General features: G+C 67.7%; 14 protein-coding genes. 3 read left to right on the forward strand and 11 right to left on the reverse strand.

Features of this window, described 5'->3' with window-relative positions:
- Positions 1–42: 42 nt before the first annotated feature.
- The 4 genes from ACV22V_RS18605 to ACV22V_RS18620 all read right to left on the reverse strand — a co-directional run bounded on the left by ACV22V_RS18605 (position 43) and on the right by ACV22V_RS18620 (position 2,705).
- Positions 43–339 (reverse strand): XRE family transcriptional regulator, encoded by a 297-nt coding sequence (locus tag ACV22V_RS18605; protein ID WP_059466239.1) that lies wholly within the window; start codon positions 337–339, stop codon positions 43–45.
- A 70-nt stretch (positions 340–409) separates the two neighbouring features.
- Complete coding sequence (locus ACV22V_RS18610; protein WP_448014992.1) at positions 410–769, reverse strand: type II toxin-antitoxin system RelE/ParE family toxin; 360 nt, start codon at positions 767–769, stop codon at positions 410–412.
- A gap of 134 nt (positions 770–903) precedes the next feature.
- Positions 904–1,890: a pca operon transcription factor PcaQ gene (pcaQ, locus tag ACV22V_RS18615; RefSeq protein WP_059525087.1), complete on the reverse strand. Its 987-nt coding sequence runs from the start codon at positions 1,888–1,890 to the stop codon at positions 904–906.
- A 77-nt stretch (positions 1,891–1,967) separates the two neighbouring features.
- Positions 1,968–2,705 carry a helix-turn-helix domain-containing protein gene (locus ACV22V_RS18620; RefSeq protein ID WP_448014994.1) on the reverse strand — a complete coding sequence of 246 codons (738 nt, stop codon included), beginning with the start codon at positions 2,703–2,705 and terminating at the stop codon, positions 1,968–1,970.
- A gap of 120 nt (positions 2,706–2,825) precedes the next feature.
- Here ACV22V_RS18620 and ACV22V_RS18625 point away from each other — a divergent pair, with 120 nt between their 5' ends.
- The 3 genes from ACV22V_RS18625 (at position 2,826) to pcaG (ending at position 4,987) form a co-directional block, all read left to right on the forward strand.
- Entirely contained in the window at positions 2,826–3,389 is a 564-nt protein-coding gene (locus tag ACV22V_RS18625; RefSeq protein ID WP_448014996.1) for a YiiX/YebB-like N1pC/P60 family cysteine hydrolase, read from the forward strand.
- A gap of 293 nt (positions 3,390–3,682) precedes the next feature.
- A complete protein-coding gene (pcaH, locus tag ACV22V_RS18630) occupies positions 3,683–4,390 on the forward strand; it encodes a protocatechuate 3,4-dioxygenase subunit beta (RefSeq protein ID WP_059525082.1) in 708 nt (235 codons plus the stop codon).
- A gap of 3 nt (positions 4,391–4,393) precedes the next feature.
- Complete coding sequence (pcaG, locus tag ACV22V_RS18635) at positions 4,394–4,987, forward strand: protocatechuate 3,4-dioxygenase subunit alpha (protein WP_448014997.1); 594 nt, start codon at positions 4,394–4,396, stop codon at positions 4,985–4,987.
- Positions 4,988–5,447: 460 nt separating this feature from the next.
- On the opposite strand, the gene ACV22V_RS18640 is transcribed toward pcaG, so the two are convergent.
- From ACV22V_RS18640 to ACV22V_RS18670, 7 genes are all read right to left on the reverse strand, one after another.
- Complete coding sequence (locus tag ACV22V_RS18640; RefSeq protein WP_059689921.1) at positions 5,448–6,227, reverse strand: AraC family transcriptional regulator; 780 nt, start codon at positions 6,225–6,227, stop codon at positions 5,448–5,450.
- 227 nt (positions 6,228–6,454) lie between these two features.
- Positions 6,455–7,282, reverse strand: a complete 828-nt coding sequence (locus ACV22V_RS18645) for a M55 family metallopeptidase (protein ID WP_448014998.1) — start codon at positions 7,280–7,282, stop codon at positions 6,455–6,457.
- Positions 7,279–8,355, reverse strand: coding sequence for a DmpA family aminopeptidase (locus ACV22V_RS18650; RefSeq protein ID WP_448015000.1), 1,077 nt, complete (start codon positions 8,353–8,355; stop codon positions 7,279–7,281). Before ACV22V_RS18650 ends, ACV22V_RS18645 begins: the two co-directional genes overlap by 4 nt.
- Complete coding sequence (gene gsiD / locus ACV22V_RS18655) at positions 8,355–9,248, reverse strand: glutathione ABC transporter permease GsiD (RefSeq protein ID WP_059450559.1); 894 nt, start codon at positions 9,246–9,248, stop codon at positions 8,355–8,357. The genes ACV22V_RS18650 and gsiD overlap by 1 nt, the downstream gene beginning before the upstream one ends.
- 13 nt (positions 9,249–9,261) lie before the next feature.
- The gene (gsiC, locus tag ACV22V_RS18660) at positions 9,262–10,182 is read right to left on the reverse strand and encodes a glutathione ABC transporter permease GsiC (protein ID WP_059525070.1); all 921 of its coding nucleotides are present in this window, start codon (positions 10,180–10,182) and stop codon (positions 9,262–9,264) included.
- Positions 10,183–10,249: 67 nt separating this feature from the next.
- Positions 10,250–11,812 carry a glutathione ABC transporter substrate-binding protein GsiB gene (gene gsiB, locus ACV22V_RS18665; RefSeq protein WP_059525068.1) on the reverse strand — a complete coding sequence of 521 codons (1,563 nt, stop codon included), beginning with the start codon at positions 11,810–11,812 and terminating at the stop codon, positions 10,250–10,252.
- A gap of 129 nt (positions 11,813–11,941) precedes the next feature.
- A complete protein-coding gene (locus ACV22V_RS18670) occupies positions 11,942–13,864 on the reverse strand; it encodes a dipeptide ABC transporter ATP-binding protein (protein WP_059525066.1) in 1,923 nt (640 codons plus the stop codon).
- Positions 13,865–13,876 lie beyond the last annotated feature (12 nt).

The raw sequence follows: 13,876 nt of genomic DNA on the forward strand, positions 1-13,876 counted from the left end.
CGGCACGCCGTGCACCGGCCGCGCACCGCTTCGCCCTGTGCGTCAGGCCGGCACGAGTTCGAAGCTGAGCCGCTTGCCGAGCGCGGTGGCGGCGCTTGCGAGCGTCGCGAGCGTGAGGCTCGTATCGGTTTCGTCGAGCAGCCGGTTGAGTGCGGCGCGGCTGGTCTTCATCCGCGCGGCCATCGCGGTTTTCGTGATGTGCTGCGCCTTCATTTCCTGCCCGATCTGCCACGCGATCACGCGCTTGATCGCGGTGGCGGTGGCCGCTTCGAGGTGCCCTTCCTCCTCGAGGAACGTGTCGAAGTCGCTGCCGATATGCGGATTGTTCGTGGTCGTCATGGGTACTCCAGTGCATGGCGTTGCCGGCCGGCACATCGCCGATCGCATGTGGCGGCGCAGCCGGGGGAATTCAGATGGCGCGCGTCAGCGCTTTCAGCCGCGCGACGGTCACATCGAGATCGTCGGACGGCGTGGCCTGCGACTGCTTGAAGAACGCATGCAGCAGCACCATCGTGTCGCCGACGATCGTGAACAGCACGCGCGCGCTTCGCAGCGGCAGCATCACGCGGATTTCCCAAAGATCCGCCGACATCTTCCGGACCAGCGGCATGCCGAGCGGCCAGCCGAGCTGAACGGTCTTGATCTCTTCGCCGATCACCCTGCGCTCGATCTGCCCGAGCGCCTGCAGCCATTCGCGCACCGGCTCGTTACCACGCGCGGTGCGGAAGAACCGCACGCCGAGCGTGATCTGAATCTGCTGTCTCGCCATCGTCGTGTCATCAAGCGTATCAAAAACGGTACGATATGCCAAGCATGACGAGGCCCGCTACTGACCGAACGGCTAACGAATGGAGGTGAAAGAACGGCGGCCGGACACCGCCCGCCCACGCCCTGCCCGGCGGCTCAACGCGCGCGGCGAGCCGGCTTGCGCGCGCCGCGGGGCGTGCGACGGGTGGGCGCATCGCCGAACCGCGCCTGCGCGATCTCGCGCACGGCGTCGATCAACGTCCGGGCGACGGGTGACGGTTGCGCGTCGGTGCGCAGCACGAGCCCGACCGGCTCGTCGGTGCCCGCGGACGGCAGCGGGAGCCGCGCGAGTGCACCGGCCGACAGGTCGTATTCGGCCGCATAGAGCGGCACGAACCACACGGCGTCGTTCTCGAGCGCAAGCGCACGCGCGACCGACACCGACAGCACCTCGATGAACGAATCCAGCGGCGGCGCGCCGCACGCGCCGAGCAGTTGCTCGGCCGACTGGCGGATCAGCGTGCCGAACGGCGGCAGCACGACCGGGTAGCGCGCGAGCTCGACAGCCGGCGTGGCGCTCGTCAGCAGCGGATGGCCCGCGCGCACGACTGCGACGAGCGGTTCGTTGTACAGCTGCTCGAACGCGAGGCCGATCATCCGCTCCGGCTCCGACAGGCGCCCGATCGCGCATTCGATCGTCCCGGCCTTCAGGCGCTCCAGCAGCTCGGTGTTCGCGGCCGTCGCGATCCGCACCACGATGCGCGGCCAGCGTGCGGTCAGCGCCTTCATCAGCGCGGGCGCGAGCGATGCCGCAACCGTCGGCAGCATGCCGATTTCGAGCGTCGCCGCGGCCGCGCCACCCTCGCGCGCGAGCAGCCCGACGCCCTGCCGCAGCGCCAGCACGCACGCGTTCGCATGCGGGATGAACAGTTGCGCTTCGCGGGTCGGCTGCGCGCCGTGACGCCCCCGTTCGAACAACTTCACGCCGAGGATCGACTCCAGTTCGGCGATCGTCTTCGACACGGCCGGCTGCGTGATCGACAGGCTTTCGGCCGCCTTCTGCACGCCGCCCAGTTGCGCGACCGCGAGAAAACATTGCAGGTGCCGAAACTTGACGCGGCCGTCGGCGATACGGTTATTCATAACGAGCAGTTATGCGAGTGACGATGAAATGCCATTTTGCATAACTTTCCGGAAAGGCCCAAGCATTCGGCGCGGTGTCACGCATGACGCCGCAGCGCGTGGAATCCGGTCGGTTCCCAGATCCGTTTCGCGATCAGCAGGGCCGTGCCGCGCTTCTGCCCGAGCGGCGCCGACGACGACTCCGCATGCAGCGCCGCCGCCTTGCTGCCGAGCCGCCGCAGTTCCTGCTCGAGTTCCGCGGCGGCCGCGTCCGTCAGCATCCCTTGCGAGAAAGTCATCGTCTCGCCCGGGCCGTCGAAGCGGCTGCCGAGAAAGTCGTCGAGCACGTGCGCATGGAAATAGCGGCGGATCGGCCCGCCCGGCAGCCAGTCGAAATCGCGCGCGACGCGCACGCGAATCCGGTCGCCCGGGAGCAGCGCGATCACGTTCATCCGGTCGAGCATCAGCAGGTATTTGACGCACTCGGGCTGCGTCACGCGATAGGCGGACACGATGTCCTGCACGGTCCAGTAGTTGATCGCGCAGACGGCGACGAGCAGCAGCTTCTCGTCCGACACGAGCAGCGCCTCCTGCTGCTCGGTCAGCACGCGCAATCGCGGCGCGGACGCCGACGCCTCCTGCACGAGCTCGGCGAGCGTGTAGCCGAGCAATTGCGCGATTTCCGCGACACGCTCCAGCGTGAAGCGGCCGCTCGCGAACAGCCGCTTCACGCTCGTCTCGGACACGTCGAGCGCACGCGCGACGTCGCGGTAGGTCATCCCCTGCGCCTTCAGCTGGCGCTTCAGCGTTTCGATGAGTTGGGCGGTCTCGGTCATGTTGGTATCGAAAAATGATGCTGATGGTCGGATATTAGGCTACTCGCGCATCCGAACAAGCACTTTTGGATACTCGTCTGCATAATCCGCTCCGTCCTGTCACGCACCGACGGAGCCGCGATGAACACCCGAACCGACACCCATTCCTTCGATCCGCAGCATGCTGCCCGGCGCGATGCCCGCGACACCGATCGCACGCTGCCGCTCGCCACGATGCGCACGCTGGCCGCCGGCGCGCACGTCGGGGATCTCGTGTTCATCCGCGTACCGGCCGGCGCGTCCCGCGCCGCCGCAGGCAGCGCGGACGCGTGGGCCGGTCGCTTCGGCATCGTCGTCGATACGTCGGGCGACGAGCCGCTGATCGCCGAGCCCGCGTTTGCGCGGACGAAGCTCACGCCGCTGTCGCGCTTCGTCGCCCGCGCCGACGGCGGCCGCATCGCGCTGGCCCGCCGCGTCGCGGCACCGAACGCCGACGCGCAGCGCAACGTGCACGCGCTGGCCGAACAGCGGATCGACGCGCTGCTCGGCAGCCGCGTCAAGCTGCTGGCGCAGCGCGGGTTCTGCGCGAACTATGTGACCGACGTGCTCGGCGCCGACCGCGCCGCGACACCGGCCGCGCTGCTGCGCAGCGGCACGCTGTCGCTCGAATTCGACGGGATCGTCTTCGATCCCGCCCGACCGTAAAGAGACGAAGGACGAACGACGGACACGCTCGGGGAGACCGGATAACAACAACAACGAAACACAATAAAGCAGCGACGGGCTGGCTGGAGGGCCGTGCACGGAGTCGTCGCCGACGACGCGAAGCCCGATCGCTTTTTCCGCCGGACAGGCCGCCTGTCCGGCGGATTTTCATTGGCGCCTCAAAACATAACGAACGGTTATGCAATTCGCGAAAAAAGGTCATTTTTCATAACTTTCCGGCTTGGCTAAAGTCTTGCCATCCACTTCGCGAAATACCTATCAGGAGACGCCCGATGGATTCCCCCACGATCCTCACGCCGCGCGACTGGCCGTCGCATCCCGCGTATGTCCACCCCGAGTACCGTTCGTCGGTGAAGCGCGGCCCGACGCGCCCGATGATCCCGTTGAAGGAAAAGCTGCGCGACCAGTTCGCACCCGTCTACGGCGCCGAGGATCTCGGCGCGCTCGACCACGACCTGACGAAGAACGCCGTGAAGAACGGCGAGCCGCTCGGCGAGCGCATCGTCGTCACCGGCCGCGTGCTCGACGAAGGCGGCAAGCCCGTGCGCAACACGCTCGTCGAGGTATGGCAGGCGAACGCGGCCGGCCGCTACGTGCACAAGGTCGACCAGCACGACGCGCCGCTCGACCCGAACTTCCTCGGCGCCGGCCGCTGCATGACCGACGCCGAAGGCCGCTACCGCTTCCTGACGATCAAGCCCGGCGCCTATCCGTGGGGCAACCATCCGAACGCGTGGCGCCCGAATCACATCCACTTCTCGCTGTTCGGCGACTACTTCGGCTCGCGCCTCGTCACGCAGATGTACTTCCCCGGCGACCCGCTGCTCGCGTACGACCCGATCTTCCAGGGCACGCCGGAAGCGGCGCGCGACCGCCTGATCTCGCGCTTCTCGATGGACATCACCGAAGAAGGCTACGCGCTCGGCTACGAATTCGACATCGTGCTGCGCGGCCGCGACGCTACCCCGATGGAGCGCTGAACCATGACGACGCTGAAGCAAACCCCTTCGCAGACGGTCGGCCCGTACTTCGCGTACGGCCTGTGCCCGCAGCAATACAACTACGATCTGAAGAGTCTGTTCACGCCGACGATCGCCACGCCGGACGCCGACGGCGAGCACGTGCTGCTGGTCGGACAGGTGTTCGACGGCGACGGCAACGTCGTCAGCGACGCGGTGCTCGAATTCACGCAGGTGGACGCGGCGGGCCGCTATCCCGCGTCACGTGACGACATCGCGAAGTCCGGCTTCACGGGCTTCGCCCGCGTCGGCACGGGCACCGATGCGCAGCACCGCTTCGTCGTATCGACGGTGAAGCCGGGCCGCATCGCCGCCGACGAAGCACCGCACGTCAACGTGACCGTGATGATGCGCGGGATCCTGACCCACGCGTTCACCCGCGTGTATTTCGACGACGAAGCTGCCGCGAACGCGGCCGATCCGGTGCTGAACCTGGTGCCGGCCGAACGCCGCGCGACGCTCGTCGCGAAGCGCGACGCGCAACCGGGCCGGCCCGTCGTGTATCGGTTCGACATCCGCATGCAAGGGCCGGACGAGACCGTGTTCTTCGACGTGTGACGCGCGAGCCGGCACCGGCCGGCTGCTCGCACCGAACCGCCGCGTGGCGCGATACCCACAGGTATCGCGTTGCGCGGCGGTTTTCATTTTCGCGCATCAACATTCGATGCCGTGCCGCAGCACGCCCGGTCGGGCTCGCCGACGCCCGTCGCTGGCTCCTTCGGACCCCGAAATCGAACGCGCGATTAAAACGCATGCTGCGACTGCACATGAATCGCGGGGGCCGCGCAATATCGTTTGCGCGTTATGCGGCGTATGCTTTGCTATCCGCAGTCCGCCGAGGCAATTAATTCGAAACGAGCAACAATTTCACGATTCGATGCACGAACACGTCCCGCTGGCTGTCGCGCATTTTTTCTGACCGAGTGCCTTTAAGCGCGTCTGACCGAAACCTGGCAGGCGCGTTTTTTTCGTCCGTGACGGAAGCGCGGCACCGCGCCCGCCACCGTATCCGTTCCGACTAGCGGCGCGCCTCCAGATACCGGCTCGGCGTTTCGCCGAGGATGCGGCGAAACGCCGACGTAAAGGCGCTCGCGCTCGCATATCCGAGATCGAGCGCGACACGCGTCACCGGCTGCCCGTCGCTCAGCCGTGTGATCGCCGCCAGCATGCAGACCTGCTGGCGCCACGCGGCGAAACTCACGCCGGTCTGCGCGCGGAACAGCCGCGTAAACGTGCGCCGGCTCACGCCCGCATCGGTCGCCACCTGGTCGAGATCGGCCGCGATCGACGGCGACGCGAACAGATGCCGGCAGATCTTCGCGAGGCGCGCATCGCTCGGCAGCGGCGCGTGCAGCGACAGCCGCGGCATCGTCGCGATTTCCGCGATCAGCAGCGCCATCAGCTTGCCTGCCCGGCCGTCGACGTCGTACATCGCCGGCAGGTCGATCGCATCGTCGATCAGTTGCCGCAACAGCGGCGACACGCCGTATACGCCACACTGGTCCGACAGCCCCGCGGCCCGGGCCGCGTCTTCGGACACGAACGCGTTGAGCATCGTGACCGGCCCGGTCATCGTCATTTCGTGCCGCACGCCGGCCGGCACCCAGCACGCGCGCTGCGGCGGCACCAGCCAGCGGCCGTGCGGCGTCGACACGCTGATGGTGCCGCGCGACGCGAACGCGAACTTCCCGCGCCCGTGCGCATGCTCCGGAAACGTCGTGCCCGCCGCGTAGTCGTTGGCGGTCGCCACGACGCTACGCGGAATATGTTCGTAGGGATCCAGCAGCGTATTTCTCAAGGCCCGAATTCCATCATGAAGGAACCGATAGCGAAGGCGGGTCACCTTCGATCGGTCTACGATCCGCTCCACGCTTGCGCGACCGGACGGCCGCAAGACCCGACGGCCGAAACGGCCGGATAGCGACTTCATCGGAGCGGAGATGTCGAATACGTTTCATCTCGCGGGGCGTGGGCCGACACGGATTTCAGCGACCAGATCGCGGTCCGGCATCCGGTCGGCACGCATCACCGCAGCATGAACGACATGGCCGACAGGCTGTTCAGCGTGCGCACCACGTGCTCCACCGACGGCCCGTCGAAGCGCAGCGTCACCGCATCGACCCGCTCGAGCGACGGCAGCACGCAGAACAGATCGGCGAGCGCGGCCGTCTGCACGCGCAGCGTGCAAGCAGCCGGCGCGGGCCGATGCGCGCCCGCGCGCCAGCCGGACGACAGCGCGTGCGCGACCGTTTCGCGTGCGGCGGTCGCGATGCGCGCGCAGGACGCTGCCGGCGTGAGCGTGTCGCCGCTCGATGCGCCGCCGGCCATCTTGACCGTCTCGAAACGCGCGTCCGGAAACAGCGGCCGGGTTTCCTCGGCGAACACGTCGTCGCCCGACGCCAGCGCGACGTGCGCGCCGTATTCGCGCGCCAGCGCGCCGTACAGCCCGGCTTCGCCGAGCTCGACGCCATTCAGCCACACCTGCGTGAACGCGAAGTTGTTGATGGTGTGCGCAAGCACGCCGCGCGTCTGCGATTTCGCGTGAAAGCCGATCATGAACACGAGGTCGGGCTGCTGTTCGAGGCCCGCCATCATCCCGAGCGTACGCGGCTTGCCGAGCACGACGCGGGCACGGGCATCGAGCCCGTCGGGCAGCAGATTGCGGAAGCCGCCATGCGAATCGTTGACCCAGACGGCCTGCGCGCCGCCGGCGAACGCGCCTTCGATCGCCGCGTTCGCCTCGGCGGTCATCCAGCGGCGCGCGCGTTCGTATTCCGGATTGCCGGCACGCGTCTGCTCGATGGCGAACACGCCGGCGACACCCTCGATGTCGGTCGAGATCAGAATCTTCATGAATGGATCGGACGTCCTTCGTTGTCTTCGTTGAATAACCGATCGAGATCGGGCACCGCGTCGCGCAGCGATTGCCGCACGTGGCCGTCGCGCCCGGTCACGGTCACGGCCTGCAGCAGCGCGTCGGCGATCGCGTGTTCGACGCTCTCGGCCGCGGCCATGAACAGCGGATCGAGCGCCGCATCGGCCACGAGGGCCGGCAGCGCGACGGTCGATGCATCGTGCGCGATCGTGTACGCGGTCGAAAAAGCGAGCGCGATGTCGCCGCTGCCGTGCCCGTAGACCGAGCCGGTGCGAGCAAGCCCGGCGCCCGCGCGACGGGCGAGCCGCGACAGTTGCCGCGCGTCGAGCGGCGCATCGGTCGCCAGCAGCAGGATGATCGACCCTTGCTCCGGCGCCTGCGCGTTCGCGGCGGCACGCCGCTGCGCGACGACGCGCCCGAGCGGCATGCCGCCGAGCTTCAGCATCGGCAGCCGGCCGAAATTCGCGAGCACCAGCGCGCCGACCGTATACGGCCTGCCGGCCGCGACGGCCACGCGCGACGCGGAGCCGATCCCGCCCTTCAGGTCGAAACACGACATCCCGCGCCCGGCGCCCACCGCGCCACGCGCGAAGTCTCGCGACGCGGTGTCGCAGGCTTCGTCGTAATGCGCGGCCGTCACCGCGAACGCCTGGATGTCGTTCAGATAGCCGTCGTTGCATTCGAACACGAGCGGGTTGACGGTCGACCAGTCGCGGCCGATGTGCGGATTCTTCGCGATCGCCGCGCGGATCTGCGCCTGCGCGACCGCGCCGACGCCGAACGTGTTGGTCAATGCGATCGGCGTGTCGAGCGTGCCGAGTTCGTCGACCTGCACGAGCCCGACGCTCTTGCCGAAGCCGTTGATCACGGCCGCGCCGGCCGGCACCTTGCTGCGGTAAAGATCGCCCGGATGCGGCTTGACGACGGTGACGCCCGTCTGCACGTCACCGGCATCGAGCGTCGCGTGGCCGACCGTCACGCCCGGCACGTCGGCGATCGTGCCGCGTGGCCCGGCCGGCAGCGTCGCGGCCCACATGGGTGTAGCTCGCATCAGCGCCGCTCCAGCTTCGGGTCGAGCGCGTCGCGCAGCCCGTCGCCGAGCAGGTTGAACGCGAGCACCGTCAGGAAGATCGCGAGGCTCGGGAAGATCGCGACGTGCGGCGCGGTCACCATGTCCGCGCGCGCCTCGTTGAGCATCGCGCCCCACTCCGGCGTCGGCGGCTGCGCGCCGAGCCCGAGGAACGACAGGCTCGCGGCCGTGATGATCGACGTGCCGATCCGCATCGTGAAGTACACGACGACCGACGACACGGTGCCCGGCAGGATGTGCCGCATGATGATCGTCCAGTCGGACGCGCCGATGCTGCGCGCGGCTTCCACGTAGGTCATGTGCTTGAGCATCAGCGTGTTGCCGCGCACGAGCCGCGCGAACGCCGGAATGCTGAAGATCGCGACCGCGCAGATCACGTTGACCATCCCGTTGCCGAGGATCGCGACCACGCCGATCGCGAGCAGGATCCCCGGGAACGCGAACAGCACGTCGGCCACGCGCATCGTGATGCGGTCCCACCAGCCTTCGTAGTAGCCCGCGAGCAGCCCGAAGAACGTGCCGACGAGCGCGCCGAGCGCGACCGAGAAGAAGCCGGCGGCGAGCGAGATGCGCGTGCCGGTGACGATCCGGCTGAAGATGTCGCGGCCGAGCGAGTCGACGCCGAACCAGTGCACGGCCGACGGCCCCGCGTTCAACGCGTCGTAGTCGAAATAGTTCTCCGGATCGAACGGCACGATGTGCGGGCCGACGAATGCGAGCACGACGAGCGCCAGCACGAAACCGCCGGCGACCAGCGCGACGGTCTGCTTGCGGAACTTGCGCCAGAATTCGCGCCACGGCGTGCGGATCGCGCTCGATGCGGCCGACGCCGCGGGCTGGACAGTCGCGTTCATGCGCGCCTCACTCTCACTTGAACCGGATGGTCGGGTTGATGACCGCGTACAGCACGTCGACGGTCAGATTGATCAGGATGAATTCGAGCGAGAACAGCAGCACGATCGCCTGGATCACCGGGTAGTCGCGCATCGTCACCGCGTCGACCAGCAGGCGCCCGAGCCCCGGCCAGTTGAACACGGCCTCGACGACGATCGAGCCGCCGAGCAGGAAGCCAAACTGCAGCCCCATCATCGTGACGACCGGGATCATCGCGTTGCGCAGGCAATGCTTGAGCACGACCATCGGCTCGTGCACACCCTTGGCGCGCGCGGTGCGCACGTAGTCCTCGTTGAGCACCTCAACGAACGACGCGCGCGTGAAGCGCGCCATCACGGCCGCGACCGCGGCGCCGAGCGTCAGCGACGGCAGCACGTAGCTCTTCCACGTGCCGTCCGGCACGACGGGCAGCCAGCCGAGCTTCACCGAGAAGATCTCCATCAGCAGCATGCCGAGCGCGAATGCCGGAAACGAGATGCCCGAGACCGCGATCGTCATCCCGAAGCGGTCGGGCCAGCGGTTGCGCCATACCGCCGACGCGATCCCGATCGCCATTCCGAACGCCGTCGCCCAGACCATGCTGACGAGCGTCAGCAGCAGCGTCGGCATGAAGCGCTCGCCGATCTCGGTCGACACCGGACGCTTGCTGCGCGTCGACATGCCGAAATCGCCGTGCGCGATCTTCACGAAGAAGTTCGCGAACTGCGTCGGCAGCGGCCGGTCGAGCCCGAGATCGGCGCGCACGAGCGCGACCGTCGCGTCGTCGGCCTCGGGGCCCGCCGCGAGTCGCGCCGGATCGCCCGGCAGCAGGTGCACGAACAGGAACACCAGCACCGCGACGATCGCGAGCGTGGGCAGCAGGCCGAACAGGCGTTTGACGAGAAAATTCAGCATGGGGCACCGATCGAATCAGCGCGCCGGCAGCTTGCGCCGCCGGCGCCGCACAACGGGCGAATCGCCGTCATTTCACCGAGATTTCGTCGAAGTTGAACGAGCCGTCCGGCATCACGTACATGCCGTGCAGGCGCTTGCTGCGCGCATAGACGATCTTCTCCTGCACCAGAAAGATCCACGGTGCGTCGGCCCACACCTGCTTCTGCGCGTCGGCGTACAGCGCGGCCTTCTTCGCGTTGTCGGTCGTCTCGAGCGCCTTCGCGAGATCGTCGTCGACGGCGCCGTTCTTGTAGTACGCGGTGTTGTAGAGCTTCGGCGGCGCGGATGCGGACGCGAGCAGCGGCGACAGCGCCCAGTTCGCCTCGCCCGTCGAAGCCGACCAGCCGCTGTAATACATCCGCACCGGCGCCGTCGCCGGGTCTTGCGCGCTCTCGACCTTCGCGACCCGTTCGCCGGCCTCGAGCGCCTGCACCTGCACCTTCACGCCGACCTGCGCGAGCTGCTGCTGGACGAACTGGATCAGCTTCTGCGCCGTCGAATGGTTGTACGCGGACCAGAGCGTCGACTCGAAGCCGTTCGGATAACCGGCCTCCTTCAGCAGCGCGCGCGCCTTCGCCGGATCGTACGGCCACGGCCCGAGCTTGGTCGCGTATTCGACGCCCACCGGGGCTACACCCGTCTGCGGGGTTGCGTAACCGGCGAACACGACCTTCGCGAGCGCTTCCTTGTTGACCGCGTAGTTCAGCGCTTCACGCACCTTCGGATTGTCGAACGGCTTCTTCTGCGTATTCAGCGAGATGTAGCGCTGGATGATCGACGGCCGCTCGATCAGCTCGACCTTCGGATTGCTCTTCAGGTCGGCAGCCTGCTCGAACGGGATCGTGAACGCGAAATCGGCTTCGCCGGTCTTGAGCAGCGCGGCGCGCGTGTTGTTGTCGACCACCGGCTTCCAGTCGATCGAATCGACCTTCGGATAGCCCTTCTTCCAGTAGCCGGCGAACTTCTTCACCTTCATGTCGTCGGTCTGCTTCCATTCGACGAACTCGAACGGGCCCGTGCCGACCGGATGCAGCGACACGTCGCGCCCCCACTTCTTCAGCGCGGCCGGCGAAATCATCACCGCCGACGGGTGCGCGAGCGTGTTGACGAACGCGGAGAACGGCTCGCGCAGCGTGAAGCGCACCGTCATCGGATCGACCACCTCGGTCTTCTCGATCACGCGGAACAGCCCGTAACGCTTCAGCTTGTTCGCCGGATCGGTCACGCGGTCGAAGTTCGCCTTCACCGCGTCGGCGTTGAAGTCCGTGCCGTCGTGGAACTTCACGCCCGGGCGCAGCTTGACCGTGTAGACCTTCGCATCGGGCGACGCCTGGTAGCTCGTCGCGAGCACGTTGACGAGCTTCATGTCCTTGTCGAAGCCGAACAGCCCTTCGTAGAACGACTTGACGACGGCCTGCGACACGGTGTCGTTCGCGTCGTACGGATCCATCGTCGTGAACGTCGAGTACACGGCGACCACGACGTTCTGCTGCGCGAACGCGGGCACGGCGACCGACAGCGCGAGCGCGCCTGCCCCCGCGGCAAACAACGCGCGCGGACGGAACATCGGGAACGAATGCGACTTGTTCATTTTGTCTGGCTCCTGTGGATGATTCGGTAACGCGTGGTGGAAATCGCGGCCTGACTGCATCCGCTCGGGAAAATGGCGCCGTTGCCTGGCGCGTGCGCAGCTGCGGTCCATATGCGACTCGCCGTGCAATCAATACGCGCCGCCGACGCGATGCGTCGCGACGTAATGATCGGGGCCGACCGCGACGAGCGGCGCGACGAGCGGCTCGTCGCCGACCGCGCGGATCGGGCTCGGAATCTCGTCCGCCGCAAGCTGGCGCAGCGCATGCCGGCGCGCGGGGTCGGCCACCGGCACCGCGCTCATCAGCTTCTTCGTGTACGGATGCTGCGGCGCCTCGAACACCGCGCGGCGCGGGCCGATCTCGACGATCTGGCCGAGATACATCACCGCGACGCGATGGCTGACGCGCTCGACGACGGCCATGTCGTGCGAGATGAACAGATACGCGACGCCGAGCTCGCGCTGCAGGTCGAGCATCAGGTTCACGATCTGCGCCTGCACGGACACGTCGAGCGCCGACACCGATTCATCGGCGATCACGACCTTCGGATTCAGCGCGAGCGCGCGCGCGATGGCGATCCGCTGACGCTGGCCGCCCGAGAATTCGTGCGGATAGCGGCGCGCGGCATCCGGCGGCAGGCCGACCTTGTCGAGCAGCCAGTCGACGCGCGCCTGCGCTTCGCGGCCGCTCGCGACGCCGTGCACGAGCAGCGGCTCCATGATCGAGAAACCGACCGTCAGGCGCGGGTTCAGCGACGCGAACGGATCCTGGAAGATGAACTGGATGTTTCGGCGCAGCGCCTGCAGGTCATGGCCCTTCATCGCGCTGATGTCGCGGCCGTCGAATTCGATCGAGCCGCTCTGCGATTCGACGAGGCGCAGCAGCGAGCGGCCGGTGGTCGACTTGCCGCAGCCGGATTCGCCGACGAGCGCGAGCGTCTCGCCGGCGCGCAGCTCGAAGCTCACGCGCTCGACCGCGTGCACGTATTGCGACACGCGGCCGAACACGCCGCTCTTCACCGGAAACCGCGTGACGAGATCGCGCACGCGCAGGATCGGCGGCGCGGCCGGATCGACGTGCGGCTGCCCGGCGGCGGAGGCCGCGGCCGCGTTGCCCGCATCGTTCGCGGCAGGCGCCGGCGTGGCCGCGCTCGCGCCGTCCACCTTCAACAGCGGGAATTTTTCGGGGTTATCGGTGCCGTGCATCGAGCCGAGCCGCGGCACGGCCGCGAGCAGCGCACGCGTGTAGCGATGCGCGGGCGTCGCGAAAATGCGTTCGGACTCGCCCTCCTCGACCTTCTCGCCGCGATACATCACGAGCACGCGATCGGCCACTTCGGCGACCACGCCCATGTCGTGCGTGATGAAGATCACGCCCATGTTCATTTCGTCCTGCAGGCCGCGGATCAGCTGCAGGATCTGCGCCTGGATCGTCACGTCGAGCGCGGTCGTCGGTTCGTCGGCGATCAGGAGCGCCGGCCGGCACGACAGCGCCATCGCGATCATCACGCGCTGCCGCATCCCGCCGGACAATTGATGCGGATAGCGCGCGAACACGCGGCGCGCCTCCGGAATGCGCACGAGATCGAGCAGCCGCAACGCTTCCGCGCGGGCTTCGGTCGCGCTCTTCGACTGGTGCAGCGCGATCGCCTCGCTGATCTGATCGCCGACCGTAAACACCGGGTTCAGCGACGTCATCGGCTCCTGGAAGATCATCGCGATGTCCGCGCCGCGGATTCCGCGCATCGTCGCCGCGCTCGCCTGCGCGAGGTCGACGAGCGCGCCGCCGCGACGCCGCAACACGATCCGGCCGCTCGTGATCTCGCCGCCGCCATGCTCGACGAGCCGCATCAGCGCAAGCGACGTGACCGACTTGCCGGAGCCCGACTCGCCGACGATCGCGAGCGTCTCGCCGCGATCGACGTGAAACGACACGTTGCGCACCGCATCGAACGTCGCGTTTTCGCGGCGGAACATGACCGACAGGTCGTCGACGGCGACGACGCGCTGCTCCGGCAGCACCAGCGCGGACGGGGTTCGGCTCGAAGTCATGCGGAGGTCTCC

The sequence above is a fragment of the Burkholderia sp. AW33-5 genome, assembly GCF_053427615.1.

Excerpts from the sequence above, each read along its gene's own strand:
- ACV22V_RS18650 (WP_448015000.1), bottom strand. The coding sequence starts at position 8,355 with ATGCGAGCTACACCCATGTGGGCCGCGACGCTGCCGGCCGGGCCACGC.
- ACV22V_RS18610 (WP_448014992.1), bottom strand. The coding sequence starts at position 769 with ATGGCGAGACAGCAGATTCAGATCACGCTCGGCGTGCGGTTCTTCCGC.
- pcaH (WP_059525082.1), top strand. The coding sequence starts at position 3,683 with ATGGATTCCCCCACGATCCTCACGCCGCGCGACTGGCCGTCGCATCCC.
- gsiD (WP_059450559.1), bottom strand. The coding sequence starts at position 9,248 with ATGAACGCGACTGTCCAGCCCGCGGCGTCGGCCGCATCGAGCGCGATC.
- ACV22V_RS18625 (WP_448014996.1), top strand. The coding sequence starts at position 2,826 with ATGAACACCCGAACCGACACCCATTCCTTCGATCCGCAGCATGCTGCC.
- gsiB (WP_059525068.1), bottom strand. The coding sequence starts at position 11,812 with ATGAACAAGTCGCATTCGTTCCCGATGTTCCGTCCGCGCGCGTTGTTT.
- pcaG (WP_448014997.1), top strand. The coding sequence starts at position 4,394 with ATGACGACGCTGAAGCAAACCCCTTCGCAGACGGTCGGCCCGTACTTC.
- ACV22V_RS18605 (WP_059466239.1), bottom strand. The coding sequence starts at position 339 with ATGACGACCACGAACAATCCGCATATCGGCAGCGACTTCGACACGTTC.
- ACV22V_RS18670 (WP_059525066.1), bottom strand. The coding sequence starts at position 13,864 with ATGACTTCGAGCCGAACCCCGTCCGCGCTGGTGCTGCCGGAGCAGCGC.
- ACV22V_RS18620 (WP_448014994.1), bottom strand. The coding sequence starts at position 2,705 with ATGACCGAGACCGCCCAACTCATCGAAACGCTGAAGCGCCAGCTGAAG.
- gsiC (WP_059525070.1), bottom strand. The coding sequence starts at position 10,182 with ATGCTGAATTTTCTCGTCAAACGCCTGTTCGGCCTGCTGCCCACGCTC.
- pcaQ (WP_059525087.1), bottom strand. The coding sequence starts at position 1,890 with ATGAATAACCGTATCGCCGACGGCCGCGTCAAGTTTCGGCACCTGCAA.
- ACV22V_RS18645 (WP_448014998.1), bottom strand. The coding sequence starts at position 7,282 with ATGAAGATTCTGATCTCGACCGACATCGAGGGTGTCGCCGGCGTGTTC.